At 68.2% G+C, this 20444-nt stretch carries 18 protein-coding genes; 10 read left to right on the forward strand and 8 right to left on the reverse strand.

All coding sequences use genetic code 11. The annotated features are described in order from the left end of the window. Positions 1-9: 9 nt before the first annotated feature. The 3 genes from ACF8O7_RS26240 to ACF8O7_RS26250 are packed head-to-tail and all read right to left on the reverse strand — an operon-like array spanning position 10 to position 2498. Entirely contained in the window at positions 10-309 is a 300-nt protein-coding gene (locus tag ACF8O7_RS26240; protein ID WP_392444682.1) for a putative quinol monooxygenase, read from the reverse strand. Positions 310-312: 3 nt separating this feature from the next. Beyond that, the gene (locus ACF8O7_RS26245) at positions 313-1332 is read right to left on the reverse strand and encodes a zinc-binding alcohol dehydrogenase family protein (RefSeq protein ID WP_016448208.1); all 1020 of its coding nucleotides are present in this window, start codon (positions 1330-1332) and stop codon (positions 313-315) included. Between the two features lie 59 nt (positions 1333-1391). Continuing rightward, positions 1392-2498 carry an alkene reductase gene (locus tag ACF8O7_RS26250; RefSeq protein WP_392444685.1) on the reverse strand — a complete coding sequence of 369 codons (1107 nt, stop codon included), beginning with the start codon at positions 2496-2498 and terminating at the stop codon, positions 1392-1394. A 220-nt stretch (positions 2499-2718) separates the two neighbouring features. On the opposite strand from ACF8O7_RS26250, the gene ACF8O7_RS26255 reads away from it, so the two are divergent. Further along, a complete protein-coding gene (locus ACF8O7_RS26255; protein WP_071955119.1) occupies positions 2719-3279 on the forward strand; it encodes a dihydrofolate reductase family protein in 561 nt (186 codons plus the stop codon). A gap of 29 nt (positions 3280-3308) precedes the next feature. Here ACF8O7_RS26255 and ACF8O7_RS26260 read toward each other — a convergent pair whose 3' ends face one another. The 3 genes from ACF8O7_RS26260 to ACF8O7_RS26270 all read right to left on the reverse strand — a co-directional run bounded on the left by ACF8O7_RS26260 (position 3309) and on the right by ACF8O7_RS26270 (position 7055). Continuing rightward, complete coding sequence (locus ACF8O7_RS26260; protein ID WP_016448205.1) at positions 3309-4259, reverse strand: LysR family transcriptional regulator; 951 nt, start codon at positions 4257-4259, stop codon at positions 3309-3311. A 133-nt stretch (positions 4260-4392) separates the two neighbouring features. Next, positions 4393-5907, reverse strand: coding sequence for a 4-hydroxyphenylacetate 3-hydroxylase family protein (locus ACF8O7_RS26265; RefSeq protein WP_392444688.1), 1515 nt, complete (start codon positions 5905-5907; stop codon positions 4393-4395). Next, entirely contained in the window at positions 5907-7055 is a 1149-nt protein-coding gene (locus ACF8O7_RS26270) for a branched-chain amino acid ABC transporter substrate-binding protein (protein ID WP_013802993.1), read from the reverse strand. Before ACF8O7_RS26270 ends, ACF8O7_RS26265 begins: the two co-directional genes overlap by 1 nt. 289 nt (positions 7056-7344) lie before the next feature. On the opposite strand from ACF8O7_RS26270, the gene ACF8O7_RS26275 reads away from it, so the two are divergent. The 7 genes from ACF8O7_RS26275 (at position 7345) to ACF8O7_RS26305 (ending at position 13569) form a co-directional block, all read left to right on the forward strand. Beyond that, positions 7345-8262, forward strand: a complete 918-nt coding sequence (locus ACF8O7_RS26275) for a branched-chain amino acid ABC transporter permease (RefSeq protein WP_016452303.1) — start codon at positions 7345-7347, stop codon at positions 8260-8262. After that, positions 8262-9443 (forward strand): branched-chain amino acid ABC transporter permease, encoded by a 1182-nt coding sequence (locus ACF8O7_RS26280; protein WP_392444690.1) that lies wholly within the window; start codon positions 8262-8264, stop codon positions 9441-9443. The genes ACF8O7_RS26275 and ACF8O7_RS26280 overlap by 1 nt, the downstream gene beginning before the upstream one ends. Next, the gene (locus ACF8O7_RS26285) at positions 9433-10269 is read left to right on the forward strand and encodes an ABC transporter ATP-binding protein (protein WP_209669522.1); all 837 of its coding nucleotides are present in this window, start codon (positions 9433-9435) and stop codon (positions 10267-10269) included. The genes ACF8O7_RS26280 and ACF8O7_RS26285 overlap by 11 nt, the downstream gene beginning before the upstream one ends. Beyond that, the gene (locus ACF8O7_RS26290; RefSeq protein ID WP_016448200.1) at positions 10262-10960 is read left to right on the forward strand and encodes an ABC transporter ATP-binding protein; all 699 of its coding nucleotides are present in this window, start codon (positions 10262-10264) and stop codon (positions 10958-10960) included. The genes ACF8O7_RS26285 and ACF8O7_RS26290 overlap by 8 nt, the downstream gene beginning before the upstream one ends. A gap of 115 nt (positions 10961-11075) precedes the next feature. Further along, positions 11076-12350 carry a flavin-containing monooxygenase gene (locus ACF8O7_RS26295; protein ID WP_392444692.1) on the forward strand — a complete coding sequence of 425 codons (1275 nt, stop codon included), beginning with the start codon at positions 11076-11078 and terminating at the stop codon, positions 12348-12350. A gap of 53 nt (positions 12351-12403) precedes the next feature. Beyond that, positions 12404-12838, forward strand: coding sequence for a RidA family protein (locus ACF8O7_RS26300; RefSeq protein WP_012204875.1), 435 nt, complete (start codon positions 12404-12406; stop codon positions 12836-12838). A gap of 53 nt (positions 12839-12891) precedes the next feature. Then, positions 12892-13569 (forward strand): DUF1028 domain-containing protein, encoded by a 678-nt coding sequence (locus tag ACF8O7_RS26305; RefSeq protein ID WP_034364380.1) that lies wholly within the window; start codon positions 12892-12894, stop codon positions 13567-13569. Positions 13570-13636: 67 nt separating this feature from the next. Here the strand turns inward: ACF8O7_RS26305 and ACF8O7_RS26310 are convergent, their stop codons facing one another. After that, positions 13637-16606 carry a diguanylate cyclase gene (locus tag ACF8O7_RS26310; protein ID WP_392444695.1) on the reverse strand — a complete coding sequence of 990 codons (2970 nt, stop codon included), beginning with the start codon at positions 16604-16606 and terminating at the stop codon, positions 13637-13639. Positions 16607-16923: 317 nt separating this feature from the next. Then, positions 16924-17895 carry a LysR family transcriptional regulator gene (locus tag ACF8O7_RS26315; protein WP_392444698.1) on the reverse strand — a complete coding sequence of 324 codons (972 nt, stop codon included), beginning with the start codon at positions 17893-17895 and terminating at the stop codon, positions 16924-16926. Positions 17896-18011: 116 nt separating this feature from the next. Between ACF8O7_RS26315 and ACF8O7_RS26320 the strand changes: the two genes are divergently transcribed. Together ACF8O7_RS26320 and ACF8O7_RS26325 are read left to right on the forward strand one after the other, a co-directional pair. After that, positions 18012-19253, forward strand: coding sequence for a serine hydrolase (locus ACF8O7_RS26320; protein WP_061287790.1), 1242 nt, complete (start codon positions 18012-18014; stop codon positions 19251-19253). Further along, positions 19250-20422, forward strand: coding sequence for an MFS transporter (locus tag ACF8O7_RS26325; protein ID WP_244386274.1), 1173 nt, complete (start codon positions 19250-19252; stop codon positions 20420-20422). The genes ACF8O7_RS26320 and ACF8O7_RS26325 overlap by 4 nt, the downstream gene beginning before the upstream one ends. The last annotated feature ends 22 nt before the right edge of the window (positions 20423-20444 follow it).

Below are 20444 nucleotides of genomic sequence, written 5' to 3' on the forward strand. Positions count from 1 at the left end.
TACCGCCCGTCAGGGCACTTCCTTCAGGCTCACCAGTTGCAGGGGGCGTGCCAGCAGTTCGTCGAAGCGTTTCTCGAACGCCTTGAAGTACGGCATGCTGAAGTGCGCATCCAGCGCTGCCTGGTCCCTGAATGACTCCCGCATGTAGAAGGTGCCGGGTTTGTCCGCCAGCTCGAACAGCGTGTAGTCCAGGCATCCGGGCTCTTGCCGGGTGAATGGCACCAGCGCGCGCAGGGCGTCGCGCAGCTGGTCTTGCTGGCCGGCCTTCGCCTCAAGGATGGCCAGGTTGAAAATGGTCTCTGTCTTCATGGCTCAGCCCCAGTTCTCCAGCACCACCTTGCCGCGCGCCTTGCCCGACTCGATCAGGGCATGGGCGCGCTTGAGGTTGTCGGCGTTGATGCTGCCGAAGCGCTCGGCCAGCGTGGTGCGGATCAGGCCGGCATCGACCAGTGCGGCAACCTCGTTGAGCAGGCGGTGCTGGCCGATCATGTCGTCGGTGCCGAACAGGGCGCGGGTGAACATCAATTCCCAGTGCACCGACACCGACTTGCGCTTGAGCTTGGTGATGTCCAGCGACGCGGGATCGTCGATCAGGCCGAATTTTCCCTGGGGCGCGATCGCCTCGACGATCTGTGCGAAGTGCAGGTCGGTCTGCGTGAGGCTCACGATGAGGTCCACCGTGGGAAAGCCGATGCGCTTGAGTTCGTCGGCAATCGGCTGGCTGTGATCGATCACGTGGTGGGCGCCTAGCTCCTTGACCCAGGCTTGCGTCTCGGGCCGCGATGCGGTGCCGATGACGGTAAGGCTGGTCAGCCGCGTGGCCAGCTGCGTGAGGATGGAGCCCACGCCGCCGGAGGCGCCGATGATGAGCAGTGTCTTGTGGCTGGGGTGCTTGCCCGGCGCGATGCCCAGGCGGTCGAACAGCATCTCCCACGCGGTGATGGCGGTCAGGGGCAGGGCCGCCGCCTGTGCAAAGTCCAGCGACCTGGGCGCGTGGCCCACGATGCGCTCGTCCACCAGGTGCAGTTCGCTGTTCGTGCCAGGGCGCGCAATGGAGCCGGCGTACCAGACGCGGTCGCCCGGCTTGAACAGCGTGACTTCGGGGCCCACGGCCTTGACGATGCCGCTGGCATCCCAGCCCAGCACCTTGTGCGTTTGCCCCTCGGCGGGCGCGCCGCTGGCGCGCACCTTGGTGTCCACCGGATTGACGGACACGGCCCTGACTTCGACCAGCAGGTCGCGGCCGGTGGCCACGGGATCGGGCAGGGTGATGTCGATCAGCGATTCGGGTTGGCTGATGGCCTGGGGTTTCTGGTATCCAACGGCTTTCATGGTCGTGCTTTCAAAGGTTGAGGAAGAGGGGATAGCAAGGAGGGCGAGCAAGGAGGGTTTCAGGCAGTGGCCAGGGCTGCGTAGTCCGAGTAGCCGCGTGCGCCGCCGCCAAACAGGGCCTTGGGATCGAATGCGGCCAGCGGCGCCTGGGCGGCGTAGCGCGCCGGCAGGTCCGGGTTGGCAATGAAGGGGCGGCCGAAGGCGACGAGGTCTGCCAGGCCCTCGTGCAGGATGGCTTGGGCGCGCTCCGCGTCGTACTTGCCCGCAACGATCACCTTGCCCTGGTAGGCGCGGCGCAGCGCGTGGCGGAAGTCTTGCGGAATCTCGGGCGCATCGTCCCAATCGGCTTCCGACAGGTGGATGTAGGCCAGGCCGATCTCGTCGAGCCTGCTGGCCAGATGCAGGATGGTCTCGATGATCTGCGGGCAGTTCATGTTGCGCTGCGTGATGAAGGGCGCCAGGCGGATGCCGGTGCGCTCTGCCCCGACCTCGCCCGCCACGGCGGCCGCGACCTCTTCGGCAAAGCGCGTGCGCTGGGCGATGCCGCCGCCGTAGGCGTCGGTGCGGTGGTTGGAGGTGGTGCGCAGGAACTGATCGATCAGGTAGCCGTTGCCGCCGTGGATTTCCACGCCATCGAAACCGGCGCGCATCGCATTGGCCGCGCCCCTGCGGAAGTCGCCGATCACGTCCTGGATGTCCTGTGCGCTCAGTGCGCGCGGTACGGGGCAGTCGACCATGCGGCCGACACCGTCGTCGCCGACCACCCAGACCTGCGCTTGGGGCGACAGCGCCGAAGGCGCGACCGGCAGGCCATCGGCGTGAAAGCTGGCATGCGACATGCGGCCAACGTGCCACAGCTGCAGCACCATGCGCCCGCCGGCAGCGTGCACCGCGTCCGTGACGCGGCGCCAACCGTCCACCTGCGCCTCTGAATAGATGCCGGGGGTGAAGCTGTAGCCTTGGCCCTGGCGGGAGATCTGGGTGGCTTCCGAGACGATCAGGCCGGCGCTGGCGCGTTGTGCGTAGTAGGTGGCCATCAATGCATTGGGCACGTCGCCTGGCTGGCTGGTGCGGCTGCGCGTCATGGGGGCCATCACCATGCGGTTGGGCAGGCTGAGCGGGCCGAGCTGCAGGGGGCGAAACAGGGGCGTGGAGGCGGTGGTCATTCGGTTCCTTGGCGGAGCTGTAGAGGTGTTGGGGCGGGAGCGGAAACCCGGTTCGCAAGTCGTCTGGGCATGGAGCGATGTTGACCTGGGTGTTTCAATTGAAAAAGACCCGCAGGACTGAAGGCGGCTTCAAAAGAAATTTGACGATGGGGTCCAGGCGCGGCCTGCACGACACCCGGGCGGATGGCCGTGCCGCGCCTGCCTGGCTACCATCTCCCCCATGAAAACCCAATACTTCGCCGCCACCTCACTCGACGGATTCCTGGCCACCGAGGACGACTCCCTGGACTGGCTGTTCCCGCTGGGCGACATGCAGGCCACGGGCTACCCGGAGTTCATTGCCGGCGTGGGCGCGCTGGCCATGGGGTCGGCCACCTACGAATGGATGCTGCGCCACGCGGAGACGGTGGCGCAGGAGACCGGGGCGGCGTGGCCCTATACGCAGCCTGCCTGGGTGTTTTCCAGCCGCACGCTGCCTGGTATCCCGGGGGCCGATATCCGGTTTGTCAGCGGTGATGTGCGTGCCGTGCATGCGCAGATGCAGGCTGCGGCAGGCGGGCGCAACCTCTGGATCATGGGAGGCGGAGACCTGGCAGGCCAGTTTTATGACGCGGGCCTGCTGGACGAGATGATCCTGAGCGTGGGCTCGGCCACGCTGGGCCGGGGCAAGCCGCTGTTCCCGCGCCGGGTGCTGCATCCGGTGTTGCGTTTGTTGTCCGTGCGGCAGATTGGCGAGGGCATGGCGGTGCTGCATTACGAGGTGCGCAAGAGCACGGCCTGACAGGCTCCCTGATTCGGTCTGCGCGCCGCTCAGTTCGCCTCCCCGCGCCCAGGCGCCGTCATCCCCGGAATGTATTCATTGGAGATGAAGCTGCGGCAGCGGTGCATGAAGGCTTCCACCACATGGCGGGGCTTTTGTTCGCGGGCCCAGGCCAGGCCCAGTTTCATGGGGCGGTGGTTGCCGTTCAGGTGCAGGTTGACGATCTTCTTGCCGTCCAGCGCATGGGAGTTGCGCGGGCGCACGTTGACCAGGGAGTAGCCCACGTCGTTGGCGACCAGGGAGCGCACCACGTCGGGGCTGGCGCTGCGGGCCGCGATCAGGGGCGAGACGCCGGCTTCGCGGAACAGCGACATGAAGTATTCACGGCTCAGGGGCAGGTCCAGCAGGACCATGGGCAGCTGGGCCAGCGCCTCCAGCGTGGTGGAGCGGTGGTTGGCCAGCGGATTGAGTTCGCTGACGATGACCATGGGCGGCAGCTGGGCCAGGGGCTCGAAGCAGATGTCCGATTCGGCCACCAGCAGGTCGTAGGTGATGGCGACATCGATCTGCGCGGTGCGCAGCTTGTGGATCAGGCCTTCCTGGTGGTCCTCGATCTGCGTGACCGTGGCCTTGGGGTGGGCGCGCGCGAATCCCTGGCACAGCTCGGGGGCGACCATGGCCGCCAGCGTGGTGAAGCAGCCCACGCGCACGGGGCCGCGCACCTGGCTTTGCGCGCTGCTGGCCACGTCGTACAAGGCCATGGCCTGGTCGAGCAGGCTGCGGATTTCCCGCAGGACCTCGGCGCCTGCGGGCGTGACGGACAGGCCTTGCGCATGGTGGCGCACGAACAGCGGCACCTGCAGCTCCGCCTCCACCTGGGTGATGGCCGATGAGATGGACGAGGGCGAGACGTGGATGCGGTTGGCGGCCTCGGCAATGCTGCCGAACTCGCCCGCTGCCACGCAGTATTCCAATTGTCTGAAGGTCAGTCGTGTCAGCACGGTGTGCAAGAGGTGGAGAGGGGGAGGGCGGCCAGGGTGATCCGCCGCGTAGTTGACCAAGCGGCGGACCGCGCTGCAAGAGGCCCTTCCCGCAAGGCGCCTGCATTGTGCGGCGGTCGGGACCCGGCAGCCTTCAGTCGCTGGCGTTGTGATTGCGAAACCATTGCGCCACCGCACCGTCGCCCTGGGCCGGCGCCTGCGTGGCCTTCACGCGGTCCGTCAGCCCGGCGGACTTGCCCACGAAGTCCAGCGGCGCATCCCAGTTGAAGTGCCGGTACACGGCCGCCGTCTGGGCGTAGGGCGGGCATTGCGCAAACAGCTGGAAGCTGAGCCGGTGGCCGGCGTGGTCCGAGTCGAGCAGGTCGCGCGCATAGGCCAGCAGCCTGCGGCGGTCGTCGGCCTGCGATTGCGGGCCGAGTGTGTAGAACTTGCGCAGCCAGGGGCCGGTTTCCTCGTTCTCGAAGCTGGCGTGGTCCGGCGTCAGGCAGACCTGGCCGCCGCACAGCTCGCGCACGGTGTTCATCATGTGGTGCAGTTGGCCGGTGGCCAGCGACCTTCCGGTGAACAGCAGGGACTGGTTGGGCATCATCAGGCCCGCCGGGCTGCGCTCGGCCAGCGCGATGGCGGCCGTGAGGTGGGCGTTGATGCCTTCGCGGTAGCAGGCCAGGCCGGCCAGCCTGTCCTGCACGGCCTGCAGCTTCTCCACGCCGGTCTGGCGCGCGTTGTGCAGGGCCGTGCCTATCAGCATGTCGGCCAGCTTCAGGCTGCGCTGCAGGAAGGTGAAGGCCGAGTAGCGGTGCAGCGTCTCGCGCAGGAAATGGGCGGCCCGGGTGTGGCGGTAGAACAGCACGTTCTCCCAGGGAACCAGCACGTCGTCGAAGACCACGATGGCATCCACTTCGTCGAAGCGATGGCTCAACGGATGGTCCTGGGCCGATGCGCGGGCGGCCAGGCCCGGGCGGCAGATGAAGCGCAGGCCGGGTGCGCCCAGGTCGCAGATGAAGCCTATGGCGTATTCGGACTGCGCCGCGTCGCCCCAGTGCGCCAGCCCCGGCTTGGTGAAGGCCTGGTTGGCATAGGCGGCGGCGGTCTCGTACTTGGCGCCGCGCACGATGACGCCTGCATCGGTCTCCTTGACCACATGCAGCAGCACGTCGGGGTCCTGGTCCTGCGGCAGGCGCGAGCGGTCGCCCTTGGGGTCGGTGTTGGCCGATACGTGGAACAGGTCGCCACGCACCACGCGGCGGATGTGGGTGCGGATGTTGGCGGAAAAGCGCGGGTCCAGCTCGTTGAGCACGTCCTGGCCGTCGAACAGCGACCACATCTCGCCCACGCTCTCGTCGCCCACGCGCATGACCACGCCGCCCATGTCCTCCAGCAGCAGATCGGTGGCGCGGCGCTTGTCCCACCAGTCCTGGCGCGTCAGCGGCAGCTTGTGGGCGATGGGGTGGCGCTCGCCGTCGCCTTCGTCGTAGGTGAGCGCGTCGCGCAGCGCGGCCTCGTGCTGCAGGTCGTACATGCGCGCGCGGATGTCCACCAGCGGCTTGAACATGGGGTGGGTGGTCACGTCGTTGACGCGCTCGCCGTTCATCCAGACCCGCCGGCCATCGCGGATGGAGTCGCGGTACTGGCTGCCTGTCCTGATCATCAGCGGCTGGCCCACTTGCCGTCTTTGACCTCGTGCAGCTGCAGCTCCACGGGCACCTGCGTCTGGCCGTTGGCATCGAAGGTCACGGTACCGGTCACGCCGTCGTAGCGTATGGCGCGGATGGCCTTGGCCACGGCCTGCCGGTCCTTGGTGCCTGCCGTCTTGAGCGATTGCAAGAGGATGCCGGTCGCGTCGTAGGCGTACTTGGTGTACGGGCTCTCGGAGTCGGCATAGCCCTTGGCGGCATAGGCGCGGCTCATGGCGTCCAGCCGGGGGTTGGTCTGCGATTTGGGCGTGCCGACGATGGTGCCGTCCGCGGCCGGGCCGGCGATCTGGATGAGCTGCGGATCGAAGATGCCGCTGATGCCCAGCATGGGCTGCTTCATGCCCAGCTCGGCCATCTGCTTGCGCACGATGCCGGCCTCGGTGATCACGCCGCCGAAGTAGACCGCGTCGGGGTTCAGGCTCTTGATCTTGGTGAGGATGGAGCGGAAATCCGTGGTGCCCACGGGGTAGCTTTCCTCGGCCACCACGCTGCCTTTTTCTGCCTTGTAGAAGCTGCCGAACGAGGCCAGGTTGGCACGCCCGTAGTCGCTGGTGTCGGCAATGATGGCGATCTTTCTTGCGCCCAGGCCCGTGGCGGCCCAGGCGGCCAGGGGCTTGTTCTCGTTGACCAGGGTGGGCGTCACGCGCGTGGTGTTGGCGAAGTTCTGGTCGGTGATCTTGGGGCCGATGGCGCCCCAGACGATGAAGGGCATCTGCACGCGGTTGAACACCGGCAGCGTGGCCAGGGCCACGGGGCTGTTCCAGTGGCCGATGGCGCCCACCACGTCGCGGTCGTTGACCAGCTTGAGCGCGGCGGACACGCCGGTCTGCGGGTCGGAGGCATCGTCCAGCACCACGCCCTCCACCTTGAACGGCACGCCGGCCGTGGCATTCCACTGGTCTATGGCCAGCAGGAAGCCGTTCTTCGCGCCCAGGCCCTGCTGTGCGTTGCCGCCGCTGACGGGGCCGATGAAGCCCAGCTTCACGGTGGACTGGGACCAGGCCGCGCCGCAGGCCAGCGTGGCGGCGGCCAGCGCCAGGGCGGATGCGGCAAGGCGCCTGCGCGATGGCAGGAGGGCGGTGGTTGTCGTGAAGGCTTGCATGGTCGGTCGGTCCTGTTCAGGTGAAGACGAGGGGCAGCCATGGCGGCCCGGGCGGGGCCCGGGGCGGCGGGGCGCCACGGTGCATGGCGGGCTGGCCGGCGCTGTCTGGCAACGCCGCCGGATCAATGTATCGCCGCACCGGCCCGGGACTGGATCGCGTTTTCCGAAGCAGCGCCTCGGCAAAAGCGACGCAGGTTTTGTGCGGTTTCTTGCTTCAATGGTTGCGTGACATGGAGACAAGCGAAGCCCCGCCAACCCGGCCGAACCCGACACAAGAGGAACCCTATCGATGCATGACGCGCTGTTCCAGCAACTCATCAACTGGCTGACCCTGGGCTGCATCTACAGCCTGCTTGCCCTGGGTTTCAGCCTGTTGTTTGGCGTGCTGCAGGTGATTCACTTTTCCCATGGCGACGTGGCCATGGTCGCCCCCTTCATCGCCCTGGCGGCCGTGCAGGCCCTGGCCACCGCGCTGGGCGGCTCGGCCCCCTGGCTGGTGCTGGGCCTGGCCTGCCTGGTGGCCATTGCGGCGGTGGGAGGGCTGGGCATCGCCCTGGACCGGCTGGTGATCAGCCGCTTTCGCAATGCGCCGGCCATGATGCCGCTGGTGGCCACGGTGGCGCTGGGCATCGTGATCCGCGAGCTGATCCGCCACCTGTACCCGCAGGGCAGCAATCCGCACGCGTTCCCGGCGATTGCGCAGGGGGCCGTTCCCACCCCGTTCGGGCCGCTGCCCCTGATCAGCGTGGTCTCGGTGCTGGTGGCGGTGGCGCTGGTGGGCGTGCTGCTCTATGTGCTGCACCACACGCCCATGGGCATGCGCATACGCGCCGTGTCGCAGGACCGCGAAACCGCGCGGCTGTTCTCCATTGCGCCGGGGCCGGTGTTTCGCAACACCTTCTTCATTGCCTCGGCCACCGGCGCGGTGGGCGGCATCTTCCTGGCCAGCTATGCGGGCGTGGTGCGCTTTGACTTCGGCGTGCAGGCGGGGCTGATCGGCTTTTCCGCCGCGGTGGTCGGCGGCCTGGGGCGGCTCGGGGGCGCCATTGTCGGCAGCCTGCTGATTGCGGCCATCGAGACCATCGTGCAGGGCTATGTGCCCAACGGCACCTCGTACCGCCTGGTGTTCGTGTTCGCGCTGGTGATCCTGGTGCTGATCTTTCGTCCCGCCGGCCTGTTCGGCGTTCAGAAAATGGAGAAGGTGTGATGCAGACAACGACGATACAGGCGCCGCCGCAGGCGGCGCCACGGAGTGCGGGCTCTGCCGCCATCGTGCTGGGCGTGGCCCTGGCGGGCGCCGTGCTGCTGCGCCAGTTCCTGCTGGCCGAAAGCTGGATCACGGTGCTGGCGCTGCTGGCCTGCTTTGCCGTGGCCCTGGTCGCGGTGCAGAAACGCCCGCTGGTGGAAGACCGCATCGTGGCTGCCTTCGGCCAGTGCAGGCCGCTGGCGGCGGGCACGGGCGTGGTGCTGGCGCTGGTCTTTCCGTGGGTGCTGGGCGGTGACAGCTACGCCATGCACCTGATGATCATCGCCTGCCTGTACGCGGTGCTGGCGCTGGCGCTGAACTTCCAGCTGGGCAGCGCCAACATACCGAACTTCGCCACCGGCGCGTCCTACGGCATCGGCGCCTATGCGTCGGCCCTGCTGGCCATCCACTTCGGCGTGAGCTTCTGGATCTGCCTGCTGGTGGCCGCCGCCGTGGCCACGGTCTTCGGCTTTTTGCTGGGCCTGCCGTCCATGCGCACCCGCGACAGCTACCAGGCGCTGGTGACGATCGCTTTCGGCATCGTCGTGCACCAGCTGCTGATGAACCTGGAGTGGACGGGCGGCGCCAACGGCCTGGTGGGCATTCCTTCGCCCACGTTGTTCGGGCATTCGTTCAACGACCCCATCACGCTGTGGGGCCTCAGCCTGCCGGGCCAGGCCAACTTCTACTACGTGGCCGTCGCCCTGCTGGGGCTGGCCATCGTCTCGGCGCAGCGCCTGCACAGCTCGCGCGTGGGACTGGCCTGGAATGCCCTGCGCGACGACGAGATCGCCGCGCGCGCCTGCGGCATCAACGTCACCTGGTTCAAGGTCAAGGCCTTTGCGGTGGACGCCTTCCTGGCGGGCTTCGCGGGCACGGTGTATGCGTTCTATGTGAGCTTCATCTCGCCGGACAACTTCACCTTCCTGGTGTCGGTGACCATCATGACGCTGGTGATCGCAGGCGGCATGGACAACACGCTGGGCGTGATCGTCGGCGCCTTCCTGCTGACCATGCTGCCGGAGAAGCTGCGGGCGTTTTCCGACTACCGCATCCTGTTCTACGGCCTGGTGGTGATCGCCTTCCTCATCATCCGCCCGCGCGGCATCTTCCCCCAACGGGTGCGCAACCATGAGCATTGATTCCCATCCCCCCCAACACGCCGCACATGCCGCGACCGCAGGCCCGCTGGTCCTGGAGGGGCGTGGCCTGACCATGCGCTTCGGCGGCCTGACGGCGGTGCAGGGCGTGGACATCCATCTGGCGGCGGGCGAGGTGCTGGGCATCATCGGGCCCAACGGCGCGGGCAAGTCCACCTTGCTGAACCTGCTGACCGGCATCTACCAGCCCACCGAGGGCGAGGTGCTGCTGCAAGGCCGCTCGCTCAAGGGCATGGCCGCGCACGACATCGCGGGCGCCGGCATTGCGCGCACCTTCCAGACCAGCCGGCTGTTCGGCTCGCTGAGCGTGCTGGACAACGTGATCATCGGCATGCACGCGCGCACCCGCTGCGGCGTGCTCACCGCGCTGCTGCGCCCGGCCGTCTCGCGCGCCGAGATGAAGCGCTGCGCCGAGCGCGCCTGCGCGCTGCTGCAAAGCGTGTCCAGCGACCTGCACCAGCGCCGCAACGTGCTGGCCAGCAGCCTGCCGCAGGCCGACCGCCGCCGCCTGGAGATTGCGCGCGCCCTGGCCGCCGAGCCCCGCATCGTGCTGCTGGACGAGCCCTCCAGCGGCATGGACGACCGCGACACCGATGCGCTGATCGCCGACATCCAGCGCCTGCGCGAAGGCAATCCGGCGCTGGGCTTCATCATCATCGAGCACGACATGCGGCTCATCGCCACCTTGCCGCACCGCGTGATGGTGCTGGACTACGGACGCAAGATCGGCGACGACAGCTTCGAGGCGGTGCGCCGGCTGCCGCGCGTGCAGGAAGCCTATCTGGGCAGAAAGGCCAGCCATGCTTGAACTGGACTCCATCAGCACGCGCTATGGCGTGGTGAACATGCTCAACCAGGTCTCGCTGCAGGTGCCCGAGCACAGCATCGTCTGCCTGCTGGGCCCCAACGGCGCGGGCAAGACCACCACCTTCAAGGCGATCGCGGGCCTGCTGCCCGTGCACCACGGCGCCATCCGCGTCATGGGCCAGCCGCTGGCGCGCATGCGCACCGAGGACCTGGCCGGCCTGGGCGTGGGCTTCGTGCCCGAAGGGCGGCGCCTGTTTGCCGAGCTGACCGTGCAGGAGAACCTGAAGATCGGCCACGACGCGCTGCGCCCGCAGCAGGGCTTTGCCCAGGCGCTGGAGCGCGTGGTGGCCCTGTTCCCCCGGGTGGGCGAGCGCCTGTCGCAGGCGGCGGGAACCCTGTCCGGCGGCGAGCAGGCCATGGTGGCGCTGGGCCGCGTACTCATGGGCGAGCCGCGCCTGGTGGTGATGGACGAGCCCACGCTGGGGCTGTCGCCCAAGCTCATCGAGGAGTACTTCGAGACGGTGCAGCGCATTCACAGCCAAGGCATCACCGTGCTGCTCATCGAGCAGAACGCCGAGGCGGCGCTGTCCATCGCCCACACCGGCTATCTGCTGCTCAAGGGCCAGCTGGTGGCCTCGGGCACGGCCAGCGAGCTGCTGGCCAACGACGTGGTGAAGCACCTGTACCTGTAGCGCCGCACGGGCGGCCTTCACCTCCTTTCCTTTTTTGTTGCGGACCACACCAAGGCAGTCGGCACCGCGCCGATGCGGGACGGCCTGCGCCTTTTTTTCCTGAGAGACCCACACCATGACAGCTGAAATCCAAACCATCAATACGCTCGTGGTCGGCGCCGGGCAGGCCGGCATTGCGGCCAGCGAACACCTGAGCCAGCTTGGCGTAGAGCACCTGGTGCTGGAGCGCCAGCGCATCGCCCAGGCCTGGCGCACGGGGCGCTGGGACTCGCTGGTGGCCAACGGGCCGGCCTGGCATGACCGCTTTCCGGGCCTGGAGTTCAAAGGCGACCGCGACGGCTTTCCCGGCAAGGACGAGGTGGCCGACTACTTCGAGGACTATGTCCGCCAGATCAAGGCGCCCGTGCGCACCGGCGTGGAGGTCAGGCGGGTCACGCGCAACCAGGGCCGGCCGGGCTTCACGGTGCAAACGTCCGAGGGCGTGATCGAGGCCCGCAACGTGATCGCGGCCACGGGGCCGTTCCAGGTGCCGGTGATCCCGCCGATAGCGCCGGCTGCGCCCGCCGATGGCCGCCTGCTGCAGATCCATTCCGCGCACTACCACCGCCCCGCGCAGCTGCCCGAAGGCGCCGTGCTGGTGGTGGGCGCAGGCTCCTCGGGCGTGCAGATCGCTGACGAACTGCAGCGCGCGGGCCGCAAGGTGTTCCTGTCGGTGGGCGCCCATGACCGGCCGCCGCGCGCCTACCGCGGCCGTGATTTCTGCTGGTGGCTGGGCGTGCTGGGCGAATGGGATGCGGCCATTGCCAAGCCCGGCCGCGAGCATGTGACCATTGCCGTCAGCGGCGCGCGCGGCGGCCACACCGTGGACTTTCGCGCGCTGGGACACCAGGGCATCACCCTGGTGGGGCTGACCGAGTCCTTCGCCGATGGCAGTGTGCGCTTCCGGGACGACCTGGCCGAGAACATCGCCAACGGCGACGCCAACTACCTGGCCATGCTGGATGCGGCCGACGACTACATCCGCCGCAACGGCCTGGACCTGCCCGAGGAGCCCGAGGCGCGCAGGCGCCTGCCCGATCCCGAGTGCGTGCGCCATCCGCTGCGCGAACTCGACCTGGCTGCCGCAGGCATCACATCCATCATCTGGGCCACGGGCTACAGGGTGGACTTCAGCTGGCTGCAGGTGGACAGCTTCGAGCCCGGCGGCAAGCCGCGCCACCACCGCGGCGTGGGCCATGAGCCCGGCATCTACTTCCTGGGCCTGCCCTGGCTGTCGCGCCGTGGCTCGTCCTTCATATGGGGCGTGTGGCATGACGCCAAGTTCGTGGCCGACCACATCGCCAAGCAGCGCCGCTACAGCGACTACGACGCCGCCGCCCGCAGCAGGTAGCAGGTAGCGCGCTCTGAGACACCTTCCCATCCACCCCCTGCAGGAGCCAGACCATGCCCACCCATACCCGCATCCGCATGTTCAACACCAAGGACACCTATCCCAACCAGTCGCTGGACAACGACCTGTGCCAGGCCGTGCGCGCCGGCAACACCGTCTATGTGCGCGGCCAGATCGGCACCGATTTCGAGGGCAACCTGGTCGGCCTGGGCGATCCGCAAAAGCAGGCCGAGCAGGCGATGAAGAACGTCAAGCAGCTGCTGGAGGAAGCGGGCAGCGACCTGTCGCACATCGTCAAGACCACCACCTACATCATCGACCCGCGCTACCGCGAGCCTGTCTACCGGGAAGTGGGCAAGTGGCTCAAGGGCGTGTTTCCCATCTCCACGGGGCTGTGCATCTCGGCCCTGGGGCAGCCGCAGTGGCTGATGGAGATCGACGTGATCGCGGTCATCCCCGATGACTGGCAGCCGCCGGCCAGCGCCTGAGCGTCAACCAAAGCAAGCACCTGGTACAGCTGCATCGGCAGGAGGAAGAAACCATGACTTTTTCGATTGTGGGGCGCTGCGAGCGCACCGGGCAGCTGGGCGTGGCCATCAGCTCGTCCAGCATTGCGGTGGGCGCGCGCTGCCCCTGGGTGCGCGCGGGCGTGGGCGTGGTGTCCACGCAGAACATCACGCTGCCCGCCCTGGGCCCGCGCGTGCTGGATCTTCTGGAGCAGGGCGCCGACCCCCAGGCCGCGCTGCGCCAGGCGCTGGACGACGGCAGCTGGCCCCAGTACCGCCAGGTCACCGTGGTGGACGCGCAGGGCCGCGCCGGCGTCTTCAGCGGCAGCCAGGCCCTGGGCATCTTCACCAGCGCCGTGGGGCGGCAGTGCGTGGCGGCCGGCAACCTGCTGGCCAGCGAACGCACCATCGAGGCCATGGTGCCGGCCTTCGAGCGCAGCGCGGCGCTGCCGCTGGCCGAGCGCCTGCTGGCCGCCATGCAGGCCGCCATGGCCGCGGGCGGCGAGGCCGGGCCCGTGCATTCGGCCGCACTCAAGGTGGCGGGCGAGCACAGCTGGCCCATGGCGGACCTGCGCGTGGATTGGTCGGAGCACGATCCCATCGGCGCGCTGCAAGGCCTCTGGGCCGCCTACGCGCCGCAGATGCAGGACTACCAGACGCGCGCCATCGATCCCACGGCCGCGCCCAGCTACGGAGTGCCCGGCGATGAGTGAGGCGGCCGGGTAGCTGACACATCGCCTTGCCCGGGCGCACGGGCGTGTCGCGGCACTGGCATCGCGTTCACTTGGCGTCTGAAATCACGGGGGTATCGGGCGTCCAGCATGTGGTGCGGTTGCGGCCATTGCGCTTGGAGAAATACATGGCGGCGTCGGCCCGCTCCAGGCAGCGCTCGACCGATGCCTCGCCCTCGTCCATGAGGCATACGCCCAGGCTCACGGTGAAGCGGATCGGGCTGTCCTGGCCCTGTACGGACACGGCCAGCGCCGCCACGGCCTCACGCAGGTTCTCCGCGCGCCGCAGTGCGGTCGGGGCGTCCACGTCCGTCAGCAAGACGGCGAATTCCTCGCCGCCCAGGCGGCCCAGCATGTCGCCCTGGCGCAGCTGCTTGGACACCGCGATCACCAGATGCCTGAGCACCTCGTCGCCCACGCCATGGCCGAAGCTGTCGTTGACGCGCTTGAAATGGTCGATATCCAGCATGATCAGTGCCGACGGATGGCTCAGTCCCAGGCGCAGGTGCTCCAGCTCCGACTCCATGCGCGTGATGAAGGCCCGCCGGTTGCTGGCACCCGTGAGCGCATCGGTCAATGCCAGGGCTTCGAGCTGCGTTTCGCGCCTCTTGTAGTCGGTCACGTCGTGGAATACCCAGCAGTAGCCAAGCAGCCGCTCCTGCCTGCGAAGCGGCAGCAGCTCCGTTTCTATATGGCGGCCGTTGGACAGGGCAAAGATCGTTCGTTGCGACAGGGCACCTCCCCCCGGTTGCGGTGCAGGCTGCAAGGCCGTTGCCATGGCCGGGGGCAAATAGGACAGCAAGGTCTGCAGGCTTTTCCCCACAAGGTCCGTGGCGGACAGCGGCAGCTCGAACAGGTCCACCAGCATTGCGTTGCTTGCCCTGATGCACTGCCCCGCATCGTCGGTCACCAGGATGCCTGACGGAAATTTCTCGATGATGGCCTCCAGCCGCTGCTGTACCTGGTGCAATGCGCTTTCCGCCTGATGGCGGGCATCTACGTCGAACAGTGTCCAGATCACATTGCCCTGGGGATCTTCGGGGTCCAGCAGTGCCCCCTGCATGTCGAACCAGCGCATGTGGCCACCCTTGACCTTCAGTGCCCACTCGGTACGCACCGTGCCCTTCAGGCTCAGGCGCTCGTACAGCGATGCGAAGCTGTCGAAACTGTCGCTGGACGGATGCAGCTGCTGGAAAGAGCACTGCGGCTCGAGCGCGCCCGCGGCAAGGCCGAAGCACTCGGCTGCCCGGGCATTGGCGTAGACGATGCTGCGGCGATGGCTGGCGACAAGCACCAGGGCGCTTCCGCGCTCCAGCAGGGCGCTCACCATATGGGTCTGCTCCACCCGTTCCTGGATATCGGTGTGCATTCCCAGCATGCGCAGTGCCTTGTTGTCGGCATCGCGCAGGGTCACTTCCCCGCGCGATTCGATCCATCGCCAGGAGCCATCGGCCTGCCTTATGCGCATCTCGACACGGAATGGGTCGCCGTGTTCGAGGTGGCGCCTGAGCCGTTCCTGGACGCGAGGCTGGTCCAGTGGGTGCAGCAGATGCATGAAGCCGGCCACCGTGAACGAACCGAGTGCCTGGTCCGGCATGCCCAGCATCTGGTAGCAGCGGGCATCCCACAGCACCTGGTCGTGTTCGCGGTCCCACTGCCAAAGTCCGTCACGCACGGCACCGATGGTCAGCCGCAGCCGCTCCTCGCTTTCGTGAAGCGCCTTGCGCAGGCTTTCGTCCTGGGTGACATCGAGGATGTAGCCATGCCAGAGCACGGTTGCGTCTTCAGTGCGTTGCGGGCGTGCATGGCCCTGCAGCCAGCGCACGGAGCCATCGGCGGACTGCACGCGGTACTTGCAGGCCCAGTCCCCCTGGCTGCGCATCGCTTCGTCGATGGACCGCCTGAGCGCGGAGATATCTTCCGGATGAACCCGCTGTGCCAGGTCCTGCAAGGCAGTGTCTGACGTATCCGGATCGATGCAGTGCATGGCATAAAAGCCGGGGTTGGCAAACGACAGAGCGTAGTGGCCGGCAGGGTCCCAGCTGTACTGGAACAGGCCGCCCGGCACTTCCTGCGACAGGAGATGAAAGCGCTCTTCGGACTGGACCCGCTGGTCCTCCTCCCGCCAGCGCTGGAACGCCAGCCAGGCCGTCAGCATCCCGCCCAGAAAAATCAGCAGCGTGCCTATGCCGTTGCGCCACAGGCTCTGCCGTATGGTCTCGTTGAGCGGGCCGAACACGGCCTCGTGGTCCAGCCCCGTGCTCACCAGTATCGGAAAGCCGCTGACGCGGCTCCAGGCATACATGCGCTGTATTCCGTCGGTGCTCGCCAGCACCTCGTAGGTGCCATGCGTGACATCGGGGGCAAACAGCGCCACCCGCTTCGCGGGCAACTGGCGCCCGAGCACCCGGTCCTGGTTCTGCGAGCGCGCAAGATAGGTGCCGTCCTCGCGCAGCAGCAAGATCACGTCGCGCGGGCTGTCGAAGATGGCCTGCAATTGCCGTGACAGGTACTGCGGCGACAGCGACACCACCAGCACGCCCGCAAACGCGCCACGGTGGTGCAGGGCGCGGCTCAGCTGGATACCCCATTGCCCGGAAACCCGTCCCTGTACCGGACGGCCAATGAAGGTTCCCTGCGTCAGGCCCTTCAGATGCGCCTGGAAATGTTCGCGGTCGAAAATGGACACGCCCTGCGCAGGCGGCTCCGAGGCTGCCAGGCTCGAATACACCACCTGGCCCTTCGCATCGGCCACGGCCACCTGGACGATGGTGCCGGGCGGATAGGCCTCCTGGACGCTGGCGACGGCCCGCCCGAACGCCTCGGAGTCACCCGACTCGTAGTCCTGGGCCAGGTCCCGCAGGGAATAGTTCAGGCCCGACAGCATGGTCCCGGCCTGCGCGGAAACCGCCTGGGACATCTGCGAGACGCGCAGCCATGCCTGATCCTGTGTGTAGCGCTGCATGTACTGGTGGCTGGCCAGCAACGCGGCCCAGTACAGCCCCGCTGCGAGCGCCATCAAGCAGACGCCTGCAATGACGGCCAACGATGTTCTTGCGTGCGAGCGCGAGGAAAGGGCGGGACGATGGATAGCGGTGGAACGAGAAGACATGCAACGCAGCGAGACAAGAAAAAAGATCTGCAACGCCAGCTGTCAACCGCAATGGCCCACCGATACAGCGCCCCGCACGCCACAGCGTTCGAGACGCAGGTCCTGCCTGCCGGTGGGCCAGAGCAACCGATATGACTCTGTGAATACGTCGCTCTATAAGCATGCTAACTCAGATAGGGGCCTGCGCGATAGCCAGCAAGTCAGGGCAGCAGCCGGCGCGCAGCCTATCCGCGCGTCCCGGATGTCTGGGGTGTCTTGGGTGTCTTGGGCGCCCCGGTCCTGGCAGCGTCCTGGACCTGCCCGGGCTGCGCCTGTGGAAACACCCGCGCGCACAGGAAGTCCACCAGTGCCCGCAGCTTGGGCGAGGGGTGCCTGCTGGCGGGCCACAGCACGTGGAAGACATTGGTGTGCTCCATCCAGTCCGCCAGCACGGGCTGCAGCCGGCCGTCGGCCAGCGGCTCGCGGATGGAAAAATCCGGCAGGTAGGCGATGCCCAGGCCCTGCAGCGCAAAGCACAGCCGGGTTTCGATGTTGTTGCAGATCATGGAGGTGGGCAGCTGCAGCTCGGGCGCGCCCGCTGCGCGCCGCAGCACCCAGGGCTCCAGCTTGCCGCTGTGGGGGTAGCGGTAGTGCAGGCAGCTGTGCTGCAGCAGATCCTCGGGCACCCGGGGCGTGCCGCGCTGCGCCAGATAGCCGGGCGAGGCCACCAGCAGGTATCGGAAGTCGCCCAGCCGGCGCGCGGACAGGCGTGAGTCGGCGGGCGCGCCCGTGCGCACCACGGCGTCGAAGCCGTCCTCGATCACATCGACCAGCTGGTCGGTGAAGTCCAGGTCCAGCTCGATCTCGGGATAGGCGCGCATGAACTCTCCCAGCACCGGCAGCACCAGCGAACTGACCAGGGGCAGGCTGACCCGCAGCCGGCCGCGCGGCGCAGTGCTGGCCTGCGACAGCTCCAGCTGCGCGGCCTCGATCTCGGCCAGGATGCGGCGGCTGCGCTCCAGGAACAGCGTGCCCTCGGCCGTCAGCGTGATGCTGCGCGTGCTGCGGTGGAACAGGCGCACGCCCAGCCGGTCCTCCAGCCTTGCCACGCTCTTGCCGATGGCCGATGCCGAGACTCCCATCAGCCGGCCTGCCGCCACGAAGCTGCGGGTCTCGGCGACCTGCACGAACACCAGGAAACCGTTGAGGCTGTCCAAGGCCACTCCTTCATTGCGGACAGAAAGCTCCGCATAACGCGGAAATCTACCCCACTTTTTCTTTAATCGAGGGCTTTCTATCGTCAGGACCCTGTTCATTGATCCCGGGAATTCCCATGACGATTGCTCTTTCTGCGGCATCTGCTGCACCCGCTGCGCTGCCTGCAGCCCCGTTGAACTCGCCCCTGTCCGACCGCATCCAGGCCGTGGTCCGGCAGGCGCTTGAGGCGCAGCGCCTGGTCGGCGCCGTGGTGCTGGTGGCGCGTGGCGGCGCCCTGGTCCACCGCCAGGCGGCCGGCTGGGCTGACCGCGAGCGCGGCCTTCCCATGGCCGTGGACACGGTGTTCCGCCTGGCTTCGGCGAGCAAGCCCATTGTTTCGGCGGCGGCCCTGGTGCTGGTGGCGCAGGGCCGGCTCGGTCTGGATGAGGGCGTGGACCGCTGGCTGCCGCAGTTCCGGCCCCGGCTGGCCGATGGCCGGCCGGCGCGCATCACCGCGCGGCAGCTTCTCAGCCACACGGCGGGGCTGGGCTACCGCTTCTTCGAGGCCGACGCACAGGGCCCTTATGCGCTGGCCGGTGTATCGGACGGCATGGATGGCTCGGGCATCAGCCTGGCGGAGAACCTGCGCCGCATCGCCAGCGTGCCGCTGCGGTACGAGCCTGGCACGGCCTGGGGCTACTCGCTGGCCACCGATGTGCTGGGCGCCCTCATTGAACAGGTGCACGGCAGGCCGCTGGAGCAGGCCGTGCGCGACCTTGTGGCCGGGCCGCTGGGCATGGCCGATACCGGCTTTGCCGTGACCGATGCACTGGCCGCACGGCGCGTGGCCACGGCCTATGTCAGCGATGTGCCGCAGCCCCATCCGCTGGCCGAGGGCGAGACCGTGTCGCCCTTCGAGGGCGCCATCGGCATCCCGTTCAGCCCGGCCCGCATCTTCAATGCGCGGGCCTTTGCCTCGGGCGGCGCGGGCATGGCCGGCACGGCCGGCGACTTCCTGCGCCTGCTGGAGGCCCTGCGCCAGGGCGGCGGAACGCTCCTGCCCGACGCGCTGGTCGCCGAGATGGCGCGCGACCAGACGGGCGGGCTGGAGCTGCCCGATGCGCCCGGGTTCGGCTTCGGACTGGGCTTTTCCGTGCTGCGCGATCCGGCGCTGGCCGCGTCGCCCGAGTCGGCGGGCACCTGGCGCTGGGGCGGGGCCTATGGGCATTCCTGGTTCGTGGACCGGGCGCAGGAGCTCAGTGTCGTGGCCTTCACCAACACCTTGTACGAGGGCATGTCGGGGCGCTTCGTCAACGATTTGCGCGACGCGGTCTACGGGGTTTGTGAGGTCCACGGGGCTTCGGGAGAGCCGCAATGAACGGAACAAGCCAGGACCGCCTGCCCGTTGCCTCCCTGCTGGCGCTGGCCATGGCAGCCTTCATCACCATATTGACGGAGGCGCTGCCGGCGGGCCTGCTGCCGCAGATGGCCCAGGGCCTGGCCGTGACCGAGGCCTGGGTAGGCCAGACCGTCACCCTCTACGCCATAGGTTCCCTGGTGGCCGCCATACCGCTGACGGCCGCCACGCAGGGCATGCGCCGCCGCCCCCTGCTGCTGGCGGCGATCGCCGGCTTTGTCGTCGCCAACACGGTCACGGCCTTGTCCACGCACTTTGCGCTGACCCTGGTGGCGCGCTTTCTGGCGGGGGTCTCGGCCGGGCTGCTTTGGGCGCTGCTGGCCGGCTACGCGGCACGCATGGTGCCCGGCCATCTCAAGGGCCGCGCCATCGCCATTGCCATGGTGGGCACGCCGCTGGCGCTGTCGCTGGGCGTGCCGGCCGGCACCGTGCTGGGCCAGTGGGTGGGCTGGCGGCTGTGCTTCGGCCTCATGAGCGTGCTGGCGCTGGCGCTCATGGTCTGGGTGCGCGCCCGCCTGCCCGACTTCGCGGGGCAGGCGGCAGGCCGCCACCTGCCGCTGCGGCGCGTGTTCACCCTGGCGGGCGTGCGCCCCGTGCTGTTCGTGGTGCTGGCCTTCGTGCTGGCGCACAACATTCTCTACACCTACATCGCGCCCTTCCTGGCGGAGGCGGGCATGGCCGCGCGCACGGACCTGGTGCTGCTGGTGTTCGGCGCCACCTCCGTGCTGGGCATCTGGATCACCGGCGTGCTGATCGACCGCCACCTGCGTGCGCTCACGCTGGCCAGCATTGCGCTGTTTGCACTGTCCACGCTGATGCTGGGCATGGCCGCTGATGCGCCGGCCCTGGTGTATGCGGCGGTGGCCGTCTGGGGCCTGGCCTTTGGCGGCGCCGCCACGCTGCTGCAGACCGCCATTGCCCACACGGCGGGCGAGGCCGCCGACGTGGCGCAGTCCATGCTGGTCACGGCCTGGAACATGGCGATTGCCGGCGGCGGCATCGTGGGCGGCCTGCTGCTGGCGCGCATGGGCGTGGGCGCCTTCACGCCCGTGCTGCTGGCGCTGCTGGGCGCATCGCTGGCCGTGGTGTGGGCGGCCAGGCGGCATGGGTTTCCTGCGGTGTGCAGGTAGGTAGGGAGGGAGCAGGGCGCAG

The sequence above is a fragment of the Delftia sp. WSY_16 genome, from assembly GCF_043104415.1.
GTDB classification, from domain to species: domain Bacteria; phylum Pseudomonadota; class Gammaproteobacteria; order Burkholderiales; family Burkholderiaceae_C; genus Comamonas; species Comamonas tsuruhatensis.

Excerpts from the sequence above, each read along its gene's own strand:
- ACF8O7_RS26275 (WP_016452303.1), top strand. The coding sequence starts at position 7,345 with ATGCATGACGCGCTGTTCCAGCAACTCATCAACTGGCTGACCCTGGGC.
- ACF8O7_RS26295 (WP_392444692.1), top strand. The coding sequence starts at position 11,076 with ATGACAGCTGAAATCCAAACCATCAATACGCTCGTGGTCGGCGCCGGG.
- ACF8O7_RS26270 (WP_013802993.1), bottom strand. The coding sequence starts at position 7,055 with ATGCAAGCCTTCACGACAACCACCGCCCTCCTGCCATCGCGCAGGCGC.
- ACF8O7_RS26280 (WP_392444690.1), top strand. The coding sequence starts at position 8,262 with ATGCAGACAACGACGATACAGGCGCCGCCGCAGGCGGCGCCACGGAGT.
- ACF8O7_RS26255 (WP_071955119.1), top strand. The coding sequence starts at position 2,719 with ATGAAAACCCAATACTTCGCCGCCACCTCACTCGACGGATTCCTGGCC.
- ACF8O7_RS26305 (WP_034364380.1), top strand. The coding sequence starts at position 12,892 with ATGACTTTTTCGATTGTGGGGCGCTGCGAGCGCACCGGGCAGCTGGGC.
- ACF8O7_RS26320 (WP_061287790.1), top strand. The coding sequence starts at position 18,012 with ATGACGATTGCTCTTTCTGCGGCATCTGCTGCACCCGCTGCGCTGCCT.
- ACF8O7_RS26250 (WP_392444685.1), bottom strand. The coding sequence starts at position 2,498 with ATGACCACCGCCTCCACGCCCCTGTTTCGCCCCCTGCAGCTCGGCCCG.
- ACF8O7_RS26300 (WP_012204875.1), top strand. The coding sequence starts at position 12,404 with ATGCCCACCCATACCCGCATCCGCATGTTCAACACCAAGGACACCTAT.
- ACF8O7_RS26240 (WP_392444682.1), bottom strand. The coding sequence starts at position 309 with ATGAAGACAGAGACCATTTTCAACCTGGCCATCCTTGAGGCGAAGGCC.
- ACF8O7_RS26265 (WP_392444688.1), bottom strand. The coding sequence starts at position 5,907 with ATGATCAGGACAGGCAGCCAGTACCGCGACTCCATCCGCGATGGCCGG.
- ACF8O7_RS26285 (WP_209669522.1), top strand. The coding sequence starts at position 9,433 with ATGAGCATTGATTCCCATCCCCCCCAACACGCCGCACATGCCGCGACC.
- ACF8O7_RS26310 (WP_392444695.1), bottom strand. The coding sequence starts at position 16,606 with ATGGCGCTCGCAGCGGGGCTGTACTGGGCCGCGTTGCTGGCCAGCCAC.
- ACF8O7_RS26325 (WP_244386274.1), top strand. The coding sequence starts at position 19,250 with ATGAACGGAACAAGCCAGGACCGCCTGCCCGTTGCCTCCCTGCTGGCG.
- ACF8O7_RS26245 (WP_016448208.1), bottom strand. The coding sequence starts at position 1,332 with ATGAAAGCCGTTGGATACCAGAAACCCCAGGCCATCAGCCAACCCGAA.
- ACF8O7_RS26290 (WP_016448200.1), top strand. The coding sequence starts at position 10,262 with ATGCTTGAACTGGACTCCATCAGCACGCGCTATGGCGTGGTGAACATG.